Source organism: Burkholderia sp. AU33423 (genome assembly GCF_002223135.1).
Lineage (GTDB): Bacteria > Pseudomonadota > Gammaproteobacteria > Burkholderiales > Burkholderiaceae > Burkholderia > Burkholderia lata_D.
Genome location: NZ_NKFH01000007.1, coordinates 1954284 through 1971523 on the forward strand (window position 1 = coordinate 1954284; position 17240 = coordinate 1971523).

At 68.1% G+C, this 17240-nt stretch carries 15 protein-coding genes; 11 read left to right on the top strand and 4 right to left on the bottom strand.

Features of this window, described 5'->3' with window-relative positions; all coding sequences use genetic code 11:
- The first annotated feature begins 227 nt into the window (after positions 1-227).
- The 3 genes from CFB50_RS27390 (at position 228) to CFB50_RS27410 (ending at position 6183) form a co-directional block, all read left to right on the top strand.
- Positions 228-1880, top strand: coding sequence for a S8 family peptidase (locus CFB50_RS27390; protein WP_089447866.1), 1653 nt, complete (start codon positions 228-230; stop codon positions 1878-1880).
- 713 nt (positions 1881-2593) lie between these two features.
- A complete protein-coding gene (gene mgtA / locus CFB50_RS27405; protein WP_089447869.1) occupies positions 2594-5359 on the top strand; it encodes a magnesium-translocating P-type ATPase in 2766 nt (921 codons plus the stop codon).
- A gap of 80 nt (positions 5360-5439) precedes the next feature.
- Positions 5440-6183 (top strand): transporter, encoded by a 744-nt coding sequence (locus CFB50_RS27410; RefSeq protein WP_089447870.1) that lies wholly within the window; start codon positions 5440-5442, stop codon positions 6181-6183.
- Positions 6184-6241: 58 nt separating this feature from the next.
- Here CFB50_RS27410 and CFB50_RS27415 read toward each other — a convergent pair whose 3' ends face one another.
- A complete protein-coding gene (locus tag CFB50_RS27415) occupies positions 6242-6526 on the bottom strand; it encodes a transcriptional regulator (protein WP_089447871.1) in 285 nt (94 codons plus the stop codon).
- Positions 6527-6624: 98 nt separating this feature from the next.
- Positions 6625-7500 (bottom strand): LysR family transcriptional regulator, encoded by an 876-nt coding sequence (locus CFB50_RS27420; protein WP_089447872.1) that lies wholly within the window; start codon positions 7498-7500, stop codon positions 6625-6627.
- Positions 7501-7551: 51 nt separating this feature from the next.
- On the opposite strand from CFB50_RS27420, the gene CFB50_RS27425 reads away from it, so the two are divergent.
- The 6 genes from CFB50_RS27425 to CFB50_RS27450 all read left to right on the top strand — a co-directional run bounded on the left by CFB50_RS27425 (position 7552) and on the right by CFB50_RS27450 (position 12094).
- On the top strand, positions 7552-7869 hold the full coding sequence (locus CFB50_RS27425; protein ID WP_089447873.1) for a hypothetical protein: 318 nt from the start codon (positions 7552-7554) through the stop codon (positions 7867-7869).
- A gap of 241 nt (positions 7870-8110) precedes the next feature.
- Positions 8111-9205, top strand: coding sequence for a serine hydrolase (locus CFB50_RS27430; RefSeq protein WP_089447874.1), 1095 nt, complete (start codon positions 8111-8113; stop codon positions 9203-9205).
- 44 nt (positions 9206-9249) lie between these two features.
- Positions 9250-9483 (top strand): DUF7661 family protein, encoded by a 234-nt coding sequence (locus tag CFB50_RS27435; protein ID WP_069251808.1) that lies wholly within the window; start codon positions 9250-9252, stop codon positions 9481-9483.
- Between the two features lie 73 nt (positions 9484-9556).
- Entirely contained in the window at positions 9557-10012 is a 456-nt protein-coding gene (locus tag CFB50_RS27440; protein ID WP_089447875.1) for a MarR family winged helix-turn-helix transcriptional regulator, read from the top strand.
- A 67-nt stretch (positions 10013-10079) separates the two neighbouring features.
- Positions 10080-10643 (top strand): isochorismatase family protein, encoded by a 564-nt coding sequence (locus CFB50_RS27445; RefSeq protein WP_089447876.1) that lies wholly within the window; start codon positions 10080-10082, stop codon positions 10641-10643.
- The gene (locus tag CFB50_RS27450) at positions 10640-12094 is read left to right on the top strand and encodes a DHA2 family efflux MFS transporter permease subunit (RefSeq protein WP_089447877.1); all 1455 of its coding nucleotides are present in this window, start codon (positions 10640-10642) and stop codon (positions 12092-12094) included. The genes CFB50_RS27445 and CFB50_RS27450 overlap by 4 nt, the downstream gene beginning before the upstream one ends.
- Positions 12095-12139: 45 nt before the next feature.
- Here the strand turns inward: CFB50_RS27450 and CFB50_RS27455 are convergent, their stop codons facing one another.
- Positions 12140-12739 carry a LysE family translocator gene (locus CFB50_RS27455; RefSeq protein WP_083266112.1) on the bottom strand — a complete coding sequence of 200 codons (600 nt, stop codon included), beginning with the start codon at positions 12737-12739 and terminating at the stop codon, positions 12140-12142.
- A 95-nt stretch (positions 12740-12834) separates the two neighbouring features.
- Here CFB50_RS27455 and CFB50_RS27460 point away from each other — a divergent pair, with 95 nt between their 5' ends.
- The gene (locus CFB50_RS27460; protein WP_089447878.1) at positions 12835-13710 is read left to right on the top strand and encodes a LysR substrate-binding domain-containing protein; all 876 of its coding nucleotides are present in this window, start codon (positions 12835-12837) and stop codon (positions 13708-13710) included.
- A 12-nt stretch (positions 13711-13722) separates the two neighbouring features.
- On the opposite strand, the gene CFB50_RS27465 is transcribed toward CFB50_RS27460, so the two are convergent.
- Positions 13723-15441, bottom strand: coding sequence for a SulP family inorganic anion transporter (locus tag CFB50_RS27465; protein ID WP_089447879.1), 1719 nt, complete (start codon positions 15439-15441; stop codon positions 13723-13725).
- 494 nt (positions 15442-15935) lie between these two features.
- Here CFB50_RS27465 and CFB50_RS27470 point away from each other — a divergent pair, with 494 nt between their 5' ends.
- Positions 15936-17186: a mechanosensitive ion channel family protein gene (locus CFB50_RS27470; protein ID WP_089447880.1), complete on the top strand. Its 1251-nt coding sequence runs from the start codon at positions 15936-15938 to the stop codon at positions 17184-17186.
- The last annotated feature ends 54 nt before the right edge of the window (positions 17187-17240 follow it).

Genomic DNA, 17240 nt, shown 5'->3' on the forward strand with positions numbered 1-17240 from the left:
AGATCGCCCGTTCCAAACGGGCGTTCATGCTGCAAGACAGCATCGCAATCGTTTGCGTCTCGCATCTTTTTCACACAAAACATATTCAAGAAGCCGCCTCATTAGCCGTTACCCAATGCATGGCGCGTCGCAGCAGCCCTGCGGCGCCCGACAAAAACAAGGTCCGGTTTACGCCGGACCAGCGCCACCGCCGGCACGACGGTTATCTACGAGGATCGAGTTTCACCATGAGAACCAAGCGTTTCAATTTTGCGCTGGCGCGCTCCGCACACGCGCGCATGCTCGCCGGCATGCTGTCCGCCGCCGCCCTCCTGCCCCTCGCCGGTTGCGGCGGAGGCGGCGGCGACGGCAGCAACCCGTCTTCTTCCAACGCGGCACCTGCACCGGCGCCCGCTCCTGCGCCCGCCCCCGCACCGACCACGCCGCCCTCGTCGTCCGGCGCCAATGCGTGCACGTCGCAGCAGGCCGCCGTGCAGATGGCCGCGCAGACGGCGCCGACCGAGCCGCCGGTCGACCACCTCATCGTCAAGCTGAAAACGCTGACGGCCACGCGTGCGATGGCAGCCATCGACAACGGCTCGCGACTCGACGCGGTGATCCAGCGCGCGATGACGCGCTGGATGGCACCGGTGACCGGCAGCGCACGCGCGTACGCGAGCACGGTCACGCAAACGCCGGTGAACGTGCAGGTCGAGCGAACGATTTCGAACGGCGCGACCGTGCTGTCGCTCGGCCAGCGCATGGCCGCCACCGACGCAGCCGCGCTCGCGCAGGCATTCGCAGCCGATTCGGACGTCGACTACGCGGAACCGGATCACCCGATGCAGATCCGCGACACGCCGAGCGACCCGCTCTACAGCCAGCAGTGGTACCTGTCCGACCCGACCGCCGGGATCGACATGCCGCCCGCGTGGAACGTGACCAAGGGCTCGCCGACCGTCGTCACGGCCGTGCTCGACACCGGCTACCGGCCGCACGGCGACCTCGTCGGCAATCTGATACAGCAAGGCTACAGCTTCATCAGCAACGTCAACACCAGCAACAACGGCTTGACGCGCGGCCCGGACGCCACCGATCCGGGCGACTGGGTCACGCAGCAGGAACTCGACAACGCCAACGGCCCGTACTATCACTGCGCAAGCCAGCCGAGCAACAGCAGCTGGCACGGCACGCGCGTGATGGGTGTGATCGGCGCGACCGCCAACAACGGCACCGGCGTCGCCGGCGTGTCGTGGCTCAGCCGAATCCTGCCGGTGCGCGTGCTCGGCAAGTGCGGCGGCATGACGAGCGACATCGCCGACGGCATGCGCTGGGCAGCCGGCATTCCCGTCAATGGCGTGCCGAACAATCCGAACCCCGCGAAGATCATCAATCTGAGCCTCGGTGGTGTCGGCGCGTGCAGCACGACGTTCCAGCAGGCGATCGACGACGTGACCGCGAAGGGCGTGACCGTGGTCGTCGCGGCCGGCAACGACGGCCTGTCGACCGGGCTCGACCAGCCCGCGAACTGCCGTGGCGTGATCACCGTCGGCGCGACCGATGCAACGGGCCGCCGCGCATCGTTCAGCAACTTCGGCGCCGATGTCGCGCTGAGCGCACCGGGCGTCAACATCCTGTCGACGTCCAACACCGGTACGACGACGCCGGGCTCCGACACCTATGACCTCGCGAACGGCACCAGCCTCGCGACGCCGCAGGTGACGGGCGCCGCCGCGCTGATGCTGTCGGTCAACGGCAACCTCACGCCCGCGCAGATCCTGCAGAAGCTGCAAGGCGGCACGCGCGCGGCGAAGCTCGCGGCCGGCACGTCGTGCACCGCGATGCCGGCAGGCTCGGGCATCCTCGATGCAGGCGCCGCCGTCGCGACGGCGAACCGGTAACCCGCACTTCGCTCGACGCGAGCCGCGCGCATGCCGACATGGCCTGCGCGCGGCTGTTTCATGACGCGCTATCGCGCTCGCCTGCGCACGCGCACCGGCCGGATTACGCATCTCGAAATAACACCTGACAAAAGGGTTGACGCTTCGCACAGCGACCCATTACCATCGCTCCCGTCTAATTACATGGAGTGTTCTGTGAACACCGATGCGAGTTGTAGTTGGTCCTTGACCAACTTGACTGCTGCCTGAGGAAAACGCGCAGAGCCTCGTCTTCTGCCGCATCCCGGGAAGCAGGATGCGGCGTCCTTCCGGCCTGACCGGCCAGATCTCCCGCCGAATTTTCATTGTTGTCGAATGCACGCGATGCGCCGTCGCGCGCGTGCGTTCGTGTTGCGCGCAGCGTCAGCCGCGTGCGTTTTCCGTTCGCGTGCCGTCCGGCCGCGCGCCTTCGTGCGTGCGTCGCTGTCGATCGCCCGTGCCGATTATTCGCAACCGACAGGAGTGCAGATGAACTCAGACGACAGTAGTCGATTACCGCTCGCCGGTGCGACGCTGCGCATCGCCCCTCCGGCCGCACCGCACGCGCCGGCGAGCGTTCCCGCCTTCACCGATCCACAGCCGATCGCGCCTGACGCGACGCGGCGGGGAGCGCTCGTGCGTCGATAACGTCACGGTCGCTCCCCGCCCGCCGCCTCGTGCGCAAGGAGCGACTCATGACAACACGACACAACACATCGCAAAAGAAACAGCGCGGCTTCATCAAGGCCGGCGCCGGCCCGCAGAACGACCCGCGCATCATGCGCGCCGCGCAGGAAGCGGCCCGTCCACTCGAAGAGACGCTGAAGTCGCTGAACACCAGCACGCGCGGCCTCACCTACGACCAGGCCGCCGATCGCCTGCAGCACTACGGCCCGAACGAAATCGCGCACGACAAGCCGCCGCACTGGACCCGCCAGTTGCTGCTCTCGTTCCACAACCCGTTCGTCTACGTGCTGCTGGTGCTGGCCGCCATCAGCTTCTGCACCGACGTCTACTTCGCAGCGCCCGACGATCGCGACTACGTGGGCATGACGATCTTGCTGACGATGGTCACGATCAGCGCGCTGCTGCGCTTCGTGCAGGAATTCCGTTCGCTGCGCGCGGCCGAGAAGCTGAAGGCGATGGTGCGCACGACGGCCACCGTGCAGCGTGCAATGACCGACACGTCCGAGCCGACACGCCGCGAAGTGCCGATGCGCGAAGTCGTGGCCGGCGACATCGTGCACCTGTCGGCCGGCGACATGATCCCGGCGGACGTGCGCCTGCTCGCGTCGCGCGACCTGTTCATCAGCCAGGCCGTGCTGACCGGCGAGGCGCTGCCCGTCGAGAAGTACGACACGCTTGGCGCAGTTGCCGGCAAATCCGCCGACATGCGGCCGGCCGGCGGGGCAACCGATACGTCGGCCTCGCTGCTCGATCTCGAGAACGTCTGCTTCATGGGCACCAACGTCGTGAGCGGCACGGCCACGGCCGTCGTCGTCGCGACCGGCGAGGACACCTATTTCGGCTCGCTCGCGCGCAACGTCGTGAGCCACAAGCGCATCGAGACGAGCTTCGACCGCGGCGTCGCGAGCGTGAGCTGGCTGCTGATCAAGTTCATGTTCGTGATGGTGCCGATCGTGTTCATGATCAACGGGCTGACCAAGGGCGACTGGCTGAGCGCGCTCACGTTCGCCCTCGCGGTGGCCGTGGGCCTCACGCCCGAGATGCTGCCGATGATCGTTAGCGCGAACCTCGCGCGCGGCGCGGTTGCGATGGCGCGCCGCAAGGTCGTCGTCAAGCGGCTGAACTCGGTGCAGAACTTCGGCGCGATGGACGTGCTGTGCACCGACAAGACCGGCACGCTCACGCAGGACAAGATCATCCTCGAACACCACCTCGACCTGTCGGGCTACAAGGACGAGGAGATCCTGCGGCTCGGCTGGCTGAACAGCTTCCACCAGAGCGGCCAGAAGAACCTGATCGACATCGCGGTCGTCGCGCGTGCCGACGAGATCGGCGAGCGCGTGAAGCCGCAGGGCTACAAGAAGATCGACGAACTGCCGTTCGACTTCGTGCGACGCCGCCTGTCGGTCGTCGTCGAGGACACGCGCGGCACGCACCTGCTGATCTGCAAGGGCGCCGTCGAGGAAATGCTGGCCGTCTCCACGCACGTGCAGGATGAGGACGGCGTGCGCCCGCTCGACTTCGTCGCACGCAAGCGGCTGCTCGAACAGGCCAGCGCCTACAACGAGGACGGCTTCCGCGTGCTCGTGCTCGCCACGCGCACGATCCCGCGCGGCGACGAGCGCCAGCAGTACCGCACCGCCGACGAACACGATCTCGTCGTGCGCGGCTTCCTGACCTTCCTCGATCCGCCGAAGGAATCGGCCGCGCCGGCGCTCGCCGCACTGCGCGAGAACGGCGTCGCGGTGAAGGTGCTGACGGGCGACAACCCGATCGTCACGATGAAGGTGTGCCGCCAGGTCGGCCTCGAACCCGGCAAGCCGATCCTCGGCACGGAAATCGAAGCGCTCGACGACGCGACGCTCGCGGAAGTCGTCGAACGCACGACCGTGTTCGCGAAGCTCACGCCGCTGCAGAAAGCGCGCATCGTCAAGGCGCTGCAGGCGAACGGCCACACGGTCGGCTTCCTAGGCGACGGCATCAACGATGCGCCCGCGCTGCGCGACGCCGACGTCGGCATCTCGGTCGACAGCGGCGCCGACATCGCGAAGGAAACCGCGGACATCATCCTGCTCGAAAAGAGCCTGATGGTGCTCGAGGAAGGCGTGATCAAGGGCCGCGAGACGTTCGGCAACATCCTGAAGTACCTGAACATGACCGCGAGCTCGAACTTCGGCAACGTGTTCTCGGTGCTCGTCGCCAGCGCGTTCCTGCCGTGGGAGCCGATGCTCGCGACGCAGCTGCTCGTGCTGAACCTGATCTACGACACGTCGCAGATGCTGCTGCCGTGGGACAAGATGGATCCCGAGTTCCTGAAGAAGCCGCGCAAGTGGGAAGCCGGCAACATCAGCCGCTTCATGCTGTGGGTCGGGCCGACGTCGTCGGTGTTCGACATCACGACGTACATCCTGATGTGGACGGTGTTCGGCGCAGGTGCGATGTATCACCTGAACGGCGGCACCGGCGGCCAGATCGTGATGAACTCGGGCTGGTTCATCGAGAGCCTGGTATCGCAGACGCTCGTCGTGCACCTGCTGCGCACGCAGAAGATCCCGTTCCTGCAGAGCACGGCCGCGCTGCCGGTGCTGCTGTCGACGTTCACCGCGATCGCGATCGGCTGCTGGCTGCCGTTCTCGCCGTTCGCGGAGTCGCTCGGCTTCATGCACCTGCCGGGCACCTTCTGGCTGTGGCTCGCCGCGACGATGGTCGGCTACATCCTGCTCGCGCAGATCGTCAAGACGATCTACGTGCGCCGCTACAAGCAGTGGTTCTGAGCTTCCTCGCTTGAAGGCGTCCTGCCGGCCCGTGCCACCTGCCCGGGCCGGCAGGCTCGCCACGCACGACAGGTGATCCCATGAAAAGAATGCTTCCGCTCGCAGCCGCGAGCGCCCTCCTCGCGCCGTTCGATGCCCTCGCCACCCATCCGCTCGTCAGCGACGACACGGGCACGCAGGGCAACGCGAACTGGCAGTTCGAATTCAACGCCGAGGAAACCTCGAAACAGGAAGAAAACGGCCGCCACCAGCTGTGGAACGCGACGCTCACGCGCGGGTTCGGCGAACACGTCGATCTCTACGTGAACGCGCCGTACACACACCTGCAGACACGCACCGACGAGAACGGCGCCGGCGTCGGCGATGTCGAGATCGGCATGAAATGGCGGTTCGTCGAGCGCGGCCCGCTGTCGATCGCGCTGAAGCCGAAACTGACGACACCGACCGGCAACGACCGGCGCGGGCTCGGCACCGGCCGCGTGGGCGCCGGCGCAACGCTGCTCGCGCAGCTCGATGTCGCGCGGTTTTCGTTCCTCGCGAATGCGGGCATGACATACCAGCCGAATCGCCAGGGCGACCTGACGTCGATCTGGGCCGTGTCCGGCGCGGCAATCTACAAGGCAACCGACAAGCTGCAGATCGTGGCCGACATCGGCACGTCGCGCAACACGGAAAGCGGCGCAGGCGCGAATCCCGCATTCGTGATCGCGGGCGCGATCTATTCGCCGAAGCCGTGGCTCGATCTCGACATCGGCTACCGGCGCGGGCTGAACGACCAGACCTACGATCATTCGGTGATGGGCGGCGTGACGGTGCGGTGGTAACGCATCGACGCCGCGTGTCGAACCGCAAGACGACGGGCCGCTTCCAGCGGCCCGTTTTTCATTGCGCGTCGTTCGCGCCGAACAGTTGCTCGCACACCGCGCGCCCTTCGTCGGTCAGCGCGGCGCTGCCGGTGCCGTCCTCGTTCAACGTCGTCGCGCTCAGGCCAGCGGCGTCGAGCTGCGTCAGCACGCGGCGCAGCGTGCTCATCGGCAGTTGCGCGCGTTTCGCGATCTTCGGCAGCGACCAGGTCTTGCCGGTCGGATCGCTCGCGGCATCGTTCAGCGTCGCGAGCGTCGCGACGAGTGCGGGATCGAGCGGGGAGTCATCGGATTCTGAAGTCATGGGTTGCGGTCGGTGAGCGAGACTGGGGCTTGCATTCGGGCGCCCGGCGCGCGATCGGGCGACCGCCGCCGGCTGAGGACACTATACCGCTTCGTCCGTCATGCATTTCTGATCGCGGCACGCATGAACGACACGAAGCGTGTGGTGACGGGATCGTCGCGATCCGACAGCCAGGCGAGCCCGACGCGCCACTTCGCGTCCTTGCCGTCGAGCGGCAATACCGTCGCGTCGCGCAGCAGATATTGCGCACGCGACGGAATGAACGCAACGCCCGCGCCTGCCGCGACCGACGCGAGCACCGACTGCACGTCCTCGGCCTGCTGCGTCACGTGCGGCACGAAGCGGCGCTCGACGCACCACCGGTCGACCTGCGCGGCCAACCCTTGGCCGCGTGCGCGCTGCAACGCGATGAAGCCGATCTCGTTGAGCGTGCCGAGATCGGCCGGCACGCGCTTCAGGCCGAGATGCGGCGGCACCGCCAGCGCGAGCGCCTCGTCGATCACCTTGAACGACGACAGCCCTTCGTCCGACGGCAGGCGCAGGAACCCAGCATCGAGCTTGCCCGCGCGCAACCGGCGCGTCTGCTCCGCGGACGACAGGTCGCTCAGCGTGACGGCAATGCCGGGATTCCGGCTGCGAAACTCGGCGACGAGCTTCGGGACGAGCGTCAGCACCGACAGGCAGATGCCCAGCCGCAAATGACCGCGCTGCCCGCTCGACAGCTCGCGCGCGCGGGCGAGAATCTCGTCCGCATCGCGCACCAGCGCCTGCGCATCGGGCAGGAAGCGCTCGCCGAACGAGGTAAGCTCCGCGCCATGCCGGCCGCGCTCGAACAGCTTGCCGCCGAGGCTCGCCTCGAGCGCGCCGATCTGCTTGCTCAGTGCCGGCTGGCTCATGTGCAGCGCATCGGCCGCGCGGCTGAAATGACACAGCTCGGTGACCGTCAGGAAGGTTCGCAGCAGTTTCAATTCCATTCTTAAAAGGAATCGTAACGATAGAAACATTCATTTTACCGATCGAATGCGATGACGTTCAATACGGACATGCCCTTTCCGGAATCGATCGTCATGTCTCTTGATCCCGTGTGTGAATGTCCGCCCGACGACACCTCGTGCGCGCCGGCCGCCATCGACGAACGCGCCGCAACGATCGATCGGCGCGCGCCGAAACGTCGTGCCGAACGAGTCGAACATACCGAACGCGCCGACGGCCGCGGCCGCCGTTTTCGTTTCGGCGATGCGGTGGACGCGATGAGTGCGCTGAACGACGCGCCGCCGCGCCCCGTGACCGGCTCGATCGCGATCAGCTTCGCGGTGGTGTCGCGGCGCAACTGGCCGCGTTGAGCATCGGCGCTATCGATCTAAGATCGCGCCGCGTATCGCGTCATATCTCGCGCGACCGCAAGCGCGCAGGCCGCTGCGCCCTCCTCGAATCACCGATCAGCGTCTCCCAATTTCACCGAATCGCGCATCTTTTCCCGCCTTCAATCGTCATCGCCCCGCGATCGACCGTATAATTTTCCGCATCCCGCCGACCACCACGCATTCCACGCAGCCTCACCGCGCGTGAAAAGGAGACTTTCGCTTGACCGGCCTCATCGCGCGCCTGCCTCTCGCCCGGACCATCCTGCTCGTCGCCCTGTCGATGCTGATGTTCGCCTTCGCGACGAACGCGTCGTCCACGCCACGCAACCCGCCGCCGCGCGCCGCGCATGCTCATGCGCCGGCGAAAGCCGTCAAGAAAACCGTCAAGAAGAAACCGGCCCAGCGCAACAGGAAAGCCGTCAAGCATCGCCGCCCGCGCGTGAAGCACCAGGCGGTCAAGCGTCACGCGGCGCCGGCCCCGCAGCAGCGTCGCGCCAAGCGCACGACCGCCGTACGCCCGCGCCCGGCCGCCAGGCCGCGCCTGATGGCGAGCTGCGGCTACAGCCCGCGCGCGGTCAATTCCCTGCATTCACGTGCGGCCTACGTGCTCGACGTCGACTCGGGCACGCCGCTGCTGGCCCGCAACGCACGCACCGTGCGGCCGATCGCGTCGATCTCGAAGCTGATGACGGCCGTCGTCGCGCGCGACGCGGACCGCCCGCTGAACGGCGTGCTGCGCGTCACCGCGCACGACCGCGACACGATCAAGTTCACCGGGTCGCGCCTGCAGGTCGGCTCGGAACTGTCGCGCCGCGAGATGTTCCATATCGCGCTGATGTCGTCGGAAAACCGCGCGGCCGCCGCGCTGAGCCGCGACTATCCGGGCGGACGCGCCGCGTTCGTCAACGCGATGAATCGCGAAGCGCGCCGGCTCGGCATGCGCCATACGCACTTCCGCGAGCCGACCGGCCTGTCGCCGCACAACGTGTCGACGGCGGAGGATCTCGCGAAGCTCGTCGGCGCGGCGGCGCAGGATCCGCTGATCCGCTATTTCTCGACGGATACGTCAACCACCGTGCGCCCGGGCGACGGCGAGCTGCTGTACGTGAATTCCGATCCGCTCGTCCGCTACCGCCGCCTGCCGATCCGGCTGCAGAAGACCGGCTTCATCAACGAGTCGGGGCACGGCGTCGTGATGCGCATGCGTGTGAAGGGCCGCCGCGAAACGGTCGTGCTGCTCGGTGCGCCGACGCGCGCGGGCGTCTCGAGTGACGCCATCAAGATCCACCGCTGGCTGTCCTGTTCGATCCAGTAAGCACGCACGGGCAGCCGGTGCGTTCACCCTCACGGAGCGATGCCATGCAGGACGAATACCGCTTCAACGCATTTGGCCGGCTACTCGCCGTCGTACGCAAGAACGACCGCTGGATCGTGTTTGCTCTCGGCGCCGAAGGCAAGCGACGCCCGGCAGACCTGCACATTCCGTCCGCGCTTGCCGCCGACGAACTGGCGCAATACCTCGGCGACCTGCTGCACGAGAACGCGACCCCGCGATATAGCGAAGTCGTACCGGTCCCGCTCCCCGGCGCATAACCCCCCGCCCGGCCGCACCGCGATCCGGCGATCAATTTGACAGGTAAACTTGCAAGTTTAACTGTCGTGTTTTATGATCCGCCGCATGAACCCTCCACGCAAACCCGGCGTTTCCGCTGATATCGTCGCCGCCGACCTGACCCTCGCGGTCGGCCAGTTGATCCGCCGGCTCCGCTCCGAGATCGAACCCGGAGGGCTCGGCATGTCCCAGACGAGCGCGCTCGCGCGACTCGAACGGCACGGGCCGATGACGACCGCCGATCTCGCGCGTGCTGAAGCGATGAAACCGCAGTCGATGAAGGCGACGCTTGCAAGCCTCGAGGAAGACGGTCTCGTCGAACGCGAACCGCATCCGACCGACGGCCGCCAGATCCTGTTCCGGCTGACCGCGGCCGGCCTCGACGCACGGCTCAAGCGCAACGCCGCGAAACACCAATGGCTCGGCGCCGCGATCGCGCAGCTCGATCCCGAAGACATCGCCACGCTCGCCGCCGCGATCCCGCTGATCCGCCGCATCGGCGAGCAATGAATCCGGCCGGCGCGCCCCACGGCATTCGCGCGCACGGCTTCCTTCGTCCCTTTCACGGAGTCCCATCATGAGCGCAACCCGTCTCGACACGAACACGGCACTCGTCGTCATCGACCTGCAGAAAGGCATCGTCGCCCTCCCCACCGCGCACCCGGTCGAACCGGTGATCGCACACACCCGCACGCTGCTCGACGCGTTCCGCAGCCGCGGCCTGCCGGTCGTGCTCGTCAACGTCGCGGGCGGCGCACCGGGTCGCACCGAGCAACCGCCGCGCACGGCACAACTCCCGGCCGACTGGGCCGACCTCGTCCCCGAACTGAACCGGCAGCCGGGCGACCACCTCGTGACGAAAAAGACCTGGGGCGCCTTCACCGGCACCGATCTCGACGCGCACCTGAAGGCCGCCGGCGTCACGCAGATCGTACTGACCGGCGTCGCGACGAGCATCGGCGTCGAATCGACCGCACGGCAGGCGCACGAACTCGGCTACAACGTCACGCTCGCCGTCGACGCCATGACCGACCTCAACGCGGATGCGCATGTGAACAGCGTCGAGCGTCTGTTCCCGCGCCTCGGCGAGACGGGCACGACGCAGGACATCGTCGCGCTGCTCGACCGGCGCGGCGCGTGAGCGACCCGCGCACGCGTCCGGCGCGGGACCATGCGGCCGGCCGGCTCGATCCGTCAATCTGGAAGGTCAGCGCGGTCGCGGTGCTGGGCTCGCTGCTGTCGCAGCTCGACGCGACGATCGTCAACGTGTCGCTGTCGAGCCTCGCGACCGACCTGCACGCGAACCTCTCGACGATCCAGTGGGTGACGAGCGGCTACCTGCTCGCGCTCACGCTGGTGCTGCCGCTGAACGGCTGGCTCGTCGACCGGATCGGCGCGAAGGCGCTGTATCTGTGGTGCTTCTCGGCGTTCACGCTCACGTCGGCGCTGTGCGGGCTCGCGTGGTCCGCGCCCTCGCTGATCGCCTTCCGCGTGCTGCAAGGCGTGAGCGGCGGGCTGCTCGCGCCGATGGCGCAGATGATGATCGCGCGTGTCGCCGGCCAGCAGATGGCGCGCGTGATCGGCTACGTGGCCGTGCCCGTATTGCTCGCGCCAATTCTCGGCCCGGTCGTTGCCGGCGCGATCCTGCAGCACACATCGTGGCGCTGGCTCTTTCTAGTGAACCTCCCCGTCGGCGCGTTGGCACTCGTGCTGGCCGTGCGGTTCCTGCCCGGCGACCGCGACGACACGCAACCGCGCGAACTCGACTGGGTCGGCCTCGCGCTGCTGTCGCCGGGGCTCGTGCTGTTCCTGTACGGGATCGAGCGAATCAACGAAGCGCCGGGCATCGCGGCGATCGTCGCGGCCGCGCTGTTGCTCGCGGCGTTCCTGCGGGTCGAAACGCGCAAGGGCGACCGCGCGCTGATCGACCTGGCGCTGTTTCGCCGGAAGGTGTTCGGCGCGGCCGCGTCGACGCAATTCCTGTCGAACGGCGCACTGTTCGCGGGCCAGATGCTGATTCCGGTGTTTCTGATCCAGGCCTGCGGCCGCACACCCGGAGAAATGGGCTGGCTGCTCGCGCCGATGGGGCTCGGCATGCTGGTCACGTACCCGTCGATGGGCGCGCTCACGAGCCGGTTCGGCGTGCGCCGGCTGGCCGCCGCAGGCGCGTTGCTCGCACTGTTCGCGACGCTGCCGTTCGTGTTTCTCGCGCTGACCGGCTACGATCCGTACTGGCTCGTGCCGGCGCTGTTTCTGCGCGGCATGGGCCAGAGCGCGATCGGCGCACCGTCGATTTCCGCCGCGTATGCGTCGGTCGAGCGCCGCAACCTGCCAATGGCGACGACCTCGCTCAATATCGTGCAGCGTCTCGGTGGCCCGACGTTCACGACGGTGTGCACGCTGTTCCTCGCATGGCGGCTGCAGGTCGAATCGGCGACGGGTGGCGGTACACCGGGGAACGCCTATGCGTGGGCGTTCGGACTGCTCTGCGTGCTGCACGCCGCGAGCTTCGTCACGACGCTGCGGCTGCCGTTGTGGTCGGCCGGTGCGGGCGGGAAACCTGCCGGCGCCGCGCGCGCCGGTTCGCGCTGACCGCGAGCGCTCGTCACGCTGCGCCGTGCCCCGCGCGCGGCGTCGCTATGGCAGCCACATCGGCACGATCGACGCCACCAGCAGCGCGCCGAGCCCGGCATTCAGCCAGCGCCACTGCCGCTCCGTACGCAGCACGCGCGCGAACAGCAGCCCGGCGAAACACCAGAGCGACAGCGACGCCATCGCGGCCACGCCGAACGCCAGCCCGAGCAAGATGCCGAGCCGTGCCGGGCCGGATGCGAGCGCGGCGAACGACGCGGCCGCGCCGAGCGTCATCGCCCAGCCTTTCGGGTTGTGCCAGAGCATCCAGACACCGCTGACGAACCCCTGCGGCCGATGCACGGCGGCATCGAGCCGCGGCTTGCCACCACGCCCGATACGGACGGCCAGCCACACGAGATACACCGACCCGACCGCCTTCATCGCGAGCTGCAACGCGGGCAACGCAAGCAGCACGCCGCCGAGCCCGGCGGCGGCAGCGGCGGCCATCGACGCCAGGCCGGCCGCGATGCCCGCCATCAGCGGCAGCGAACGCCGATAGCCGAAATGCGCGCCCGAGGCGGTCGCGAGCGTCGTCGCGCCGCCCGGCGTCACGGTGGACACGATCACGAACAGCATCAGCGGCAGGTAGTCGCGGAACGGCACGGAAGCTCCCGGTTGTCGTCGTCGAAGCCTCGTTTTACCCGCGATCTTCCCATTACGACAGCGAAAGCTTTTTATGCCTACCATTAGCGTTCATAATGCGTCGCATGGTACGCAATCTCGACATCGCGCTGCTGCGCGCCTTCGTCACGGTCGCCGAGCATCGCAGCATGACAGCGGCCAGCCGTGCGCTGCACCTGACGCAAGGCGCGATCAGCCAGCAGGTCGCACGGCTCGAAACGCTGTCCGGCCCGCTGTTCGTCCGCGAGCATCGCAACCTGCTGCTCACGGCGGACGGCGAGCGGCTGCTCGGGCAGGCGCGCCGGCTGCTCGCCGTGCACGATGCGCTGCTGACCGACATGACGGCCGGCGCGGTCGAGGGCACAGTTCGCCTCGGTGCGCCGCAGGATCTCGTCGGCAGCTGCCTCGCGCCGATCCTCAAAGGCTATGCGCAGGCGCATCCGCAGGTCGCGCTCTCGCTCGTGTGCGCGGCGTCGCCGGAGCTGCGCCGGGGGCTCACGCAGGGCGAACTCGACGTCGCGCTGATCGAGGCGCCGGTCGGGCCGTCACGCGGCGAGTGCATCGCCGTCGACCGCCTGGTCTGGGTCGGCGCGAAAGGCGGCACCGCGTACCGGAATACGCCGCTGCCCGTGTCGATGGTCGCGCAGACCTGCGCGTTCCGCCCGACGGTGCTCGACGCGCTGCGCGGCTGCGATCGCGCGTGGCGCACGGTGTTCGAGAACGGCAGCATCGATGCGACGGCCGCGACCGTGCGCTCCGACCTCGCGGTGACCGCCTGGCTCGCGTCGACCGTACCGGCCGACCTCGACATCCTGCCGGCCGACAGCGGCCTGCCCGCGCTGCCGAACTTCGCGATCAACCTGCATCTGCCGCGCGGCCAGCGCACGCCGGCCGCGGCGGAACTCGCCCGCCACCTGCGCAATGGCTTCGCGCGCGTGCGGGCGGCGGCCTAGCGTCGGCTCCCGCTACACGATGCCCGGTTCCTGCGGCGCCGGCGTCGTGCCGGCGGCTTCCAGTGCCTGGTGCAGTGTCGGGAAGATGCACGACGCGCCGATGACCTCCGTGATCTGGTGACGATCCATGTCCGCGCGCAGGTAGCGATTGACACGCCCGAACAGCACGCCGATCCCGCGCGCCTGCAGCATTCTGACGAGGTCGATCAGCGTCCGCGCGGCCGAATAGTCGATGTCGGTGATCGCGCCCGCGTCGACGACGAACCAGCGCGTCGGCACCGGCGCCGCATCGACGAGTTCGGTCACTTCGGCGGTGAACAGGTGATCGTTCGCGAAGAACAGGTCGGAGCCGAACCGGTAGACGATCAGCCCCGGCGCCGTCGTCGCGCCGCGCCGCGCGGGCACCGGCTGCCACCGCCCGTTGCCTTCGACCGGTTCGAGCACCATCGTGTGCGGCTGGTAGCTGTGGCGCACGTGCCGCATCAGCGACAGCGCGACGGCCAGCAGGATGCCGTGCTCGACGCCGACCGTCACGACGGCCAGCGCCGTCACCAGCGCGAGCGTGAACTCGCCGGGGCTTTCCTTGCGGATCGCGGCGAGACTGCGCACGTTGATCAGCCCGAGCGCGATCGTGAACACGATACCGGCCAGCACCGCATGCGGCAGGTACTGCAGATAGGTGCTGAAGAACAGCAGGACCACCGCCACCACGGCCGCGAACGCGAGGTGCCCGATCTGGCTGCGCACGCCCGCGCCGTCGGCCATCGCCGTCTGCGTCGGGCTGCCGTTGACGACGAACGCGCCGCCCACCGCCGCCGCCGCGTTCGCGGCCGCGAGGCCGAGGATGTCGGCGTTGGTGTCGACCTCCTCGTCATACTGCTGCGCGAACACGCGTGCGGCGGCCGCACTCTGCGCAATGATCATCACGAAGCAGGACGCTGCGACCGGCACGAGATCGAGGCACTGCTGCCACGTGACGGACGGCCAGCGCAGCGGCGGCAACCCACCGGCGACCGGCCCGAGCACCGCGATGCCGTGCGCGGCGAATCCGAACGCGGAGCTGGCCGCGATGCTGCCGGCGACCGCGATCATCGGCATCGGCACGCGCGGCAGGAACCGCTTGCACGCGAGAATCGCAACGACGACGAGCGCCGCGAGCGTGAACGTCGGCCGGTTCGTGTGGACGAGATGCGTGACGACGTAGCCGAGCTGCGCCAGGCTGCGCGACGCCGGGTACGGCACGGCCAGCCCAAGCATGTCGCCGAGCATCGCGATCGACACCTGCACGCCGACGCCGGCGAGAAAGCCGACCAGCACCGTGCGCGACAGGAAATCGGCGAGAAAGCCCAGCTTGAAGATGCGCGCGAGCAGCAGCATCGCGGCGGTCAGCAGCGCGACCATGCCGGCCAGCGCCACGTACGCGGTACTGCCGGCCGGCGCCATCGACGACAGCCGGCTCGCGAAGATCGTCGCGGTCGCGGAATCGGCGGCCACCACCAGATGCCGCGACGCGCCGAAGCACGCGAACGCGACGAGCGGCAGGAACACCGTGTAGAGGCCCGTGACGGCCGGCATGCCGGCGATGCGCGCATAGCCGAGCACCTGCGGGATGTCCATCGACGCGAGCGAAATGCCCGCGAACACGTCGCGGATGGCCCCGCCGCGGCGGATCGGGAGGATGCCTTTCAGCAGCCGCACGCCTGACGGGCGGCTTTCGTGGGAATCGTGCATGCGTGGAATGCGTGAATACGGGGTGACGGGGTTCGCGAAGTCGTTCGCGCATCGTGCCCCGGGCAGGCGTCACATGGCAAGTGCGCGAAGGTGGCACGTGTCGCTCACCGTCGGCGATGAGCCGCACGCGAAGGCGAGCGTTACATGCGCCGACACGGGCGACGCCCGCATGATTGCATGGATCGCCGTTCGCGCGCATCGAAGCGCGAAGGCCCGCCATAGCGGGCCCCAGCCGATCCCCGGCCAGTGCGCAACGCACCCGGCAACATGCGCGTGCGGCGGCTCACGGTGATGCGTTTTCACCACTCGCCCTCACCCGATTACAGAGGAAACCTACGCAATGGTGAGGAGGTTCGGGAGACGCGCACCACGCACTCGCAGTAACTCACCCGGAACCCGATGGCACAATCACGGTCCCTTTCATGTGCCCTTCACCGGGCGCGCGCCGCGCCGCGGCGCCGATTCAACGCACGAGAAGGCCCCTGTTTGCCCCTATGACCCTGAACGAATCCTGGTTTGCGCCGCTCGTCGGCACCCTCATCCTGCTCGCCGCCGCCGGCGCGATCACCGCCGTCGTCCACTTCCTGCTGTTCCGCGTGGTCGCGCGGCTCGCCCGGCTTTCCGCCACGCGCGTCGACGACGCGCTGTTCGAGTTCGGCGCATTCAAATGGCTGAACCGCATCGTCCCGTTCGTCGTGATCAAGCTCGGGCTCGGCGCGGTGCCCGGCATCCCCGAGACGGCCGCACAGGCCGCCGACAAGGTGCTGTTCGCGCTGATCGTGTTCCTCGTGACGATGACCGTCAGCGCGACGCTGTCGGCGCTCGAACACACGCATCGCACGTACCAGCGCGATCATCGCGGCCAGCCGCACCTGTCGCTGAAAGGCGCGATGCAGCTCGTCAAGCTCGTGATGTTCATCACGGCCGCGCTCGTCGTGATCGGCGACGCGACCGGCAAGCAGATCGGCCTGCTGCTGTCGGGCATCGGCGCGATGTCCGCGGTGCTGATGCTGATCTTCAAGGACACGCTGCTCGGCCTCGTCGCGGGCGTGCAGCTGTCGTCGAACGACATGCTGCGGATCGGCGACTGGATCACGATGCCGTCGGCCGGCGCGGACGGCACCGTGATCGACATCACGCTGAACACCGTCAAGGTCGCGAACTTCGATCACACGATCATCACCGTGCCCACCTGGAAACTGATCACCGAGAGCTACCAGAACTGGCGCGGCATGACCGAAGCGGGCGGGCGCCGCATCAAGCGCGCGCTGTTCGTCGACGCGACGAGCGTGCGCTTTCTCTCCAGCGACGAGATCGAACGGCTCGAACGCCTGACGCTGCTGAAGGACTATCTCGAGGACAAGGTCGACGCGATCGAGCAATGGAACGGCACGCTCGGCGCGGCCGGCGACTGCCCGGCGAACCGCCGCCAGCTGACGAACCTCGGCACGTTCCGCGCGTATGTCGCGAACTACCTGAAGGGCCATCCGCGCATCCGCCGCGACATGACCTGCATGGCGCGGCAACTGCCGCTCACGGCCGAAGGCATTCCGCTCGAACTGTACTGCTTCACCGACACGACGACGTGGGTCGACTACGAGGCCATCCAGTCCGACCTGTTCGATCACCTGATCGCGGTGCTGCCGGAGTTCGGGCTGCGCGTGTACCAGCACCCGTCGGGCTTCGACATGCGGCAGATGGTCGGCGCCGCGCAAGCCGGGCTGCAGGCGCCGCACGCGGGTTAATGCATGCGGTGGCGGCCGATCGTCGGCCGCCGCTTGCCGCGCGGCCCCCTGCAC

Bases quoted from the DNA above. Each gene is read 5' to 3' on its own strand.
- CFB50_RS27390 (WP_089447866.1), top strand. From the start codon at position 228: ATGAGAACCAAGCGTTTCAATTTTGCGCTGGCGCGCTCCGCACACGCG.
- mgtA (WP_089447869.1), top strand. From the start codon at position 2,594: ATGACAACACGACACAACACATCGCAAAAGAAACAGCGCGGCTTCATC.
- CFB50_RS27410 (WP_089447870.1), top strand. From the start codon at position 5,440: ATGAAAAGAATGCTTCCGCTCGCAGCCGCGAGCGCCCTCCTCGCGCCG.
- CFB50_RS27415 (WP_089447871.1), bottom strand. From the start codon at position 6,526: ATGACTTCAGAATCCGATGACTCCCCGCTCGATCCCGCACTCGTCGCG.
- CFB50_RS27420 (WP_089447872.1), bottom strand. From the start codon at position 7,500: ATGGAATTGAAACTGCTGCGAACCTTCCTGACGGTCACCGAGCTGTGT.
- CFB50_RS27425 (WP_089447873.1), top strand. From the start codon at position 7,552: ATGACGTTCAATACGGACATGCCCTTTCCGGAATCGATCGTCATGTCT.
- CFB50_RS27435 (WP_069251808.1), top strand. From the start codon at position 9,250: ATGCAGGACGAATACCGCTTCAACGCATTTGGCCGGCTACTCGCCGTC.
- CFB50_RS27440 (WP_089447875.1), top strand. From the start codon at position 9,557: ATGATCCGCCGCATGAACCCTCCACGCAAACCCGGCGTTTCCGCTGAT.
- CFB50_RS27445 (WP_089447876.1), top strand. From the start codon at position 10,080: ATGAGCGCAACCCGTCTCGACACGAACACGGCACTCGTCGTCATCGAC.
- CFB50_RS27460 (WP_089447878.1), top strand. From the start codon at position 12,835: ATGCGTCGCATGGTACGCAATCTCGACATCGCGCTGCTGCGCGCCTTC.
- CFB50_RS27465 (WP_089447879.1), bottom strand. From the start codon at position 15,441: ATGCACGATTCCCACGAAAGCCGCCCGTCAGGCGTGCGGCTGCTGAAA.
- CFB50_RS27470 (WP_089447880.1), top strand. From the start codon at position 15,936: ATGACCCTGAACGAATCCTGGTTTGCGCCGCTCGTCGGCACCCTCATC.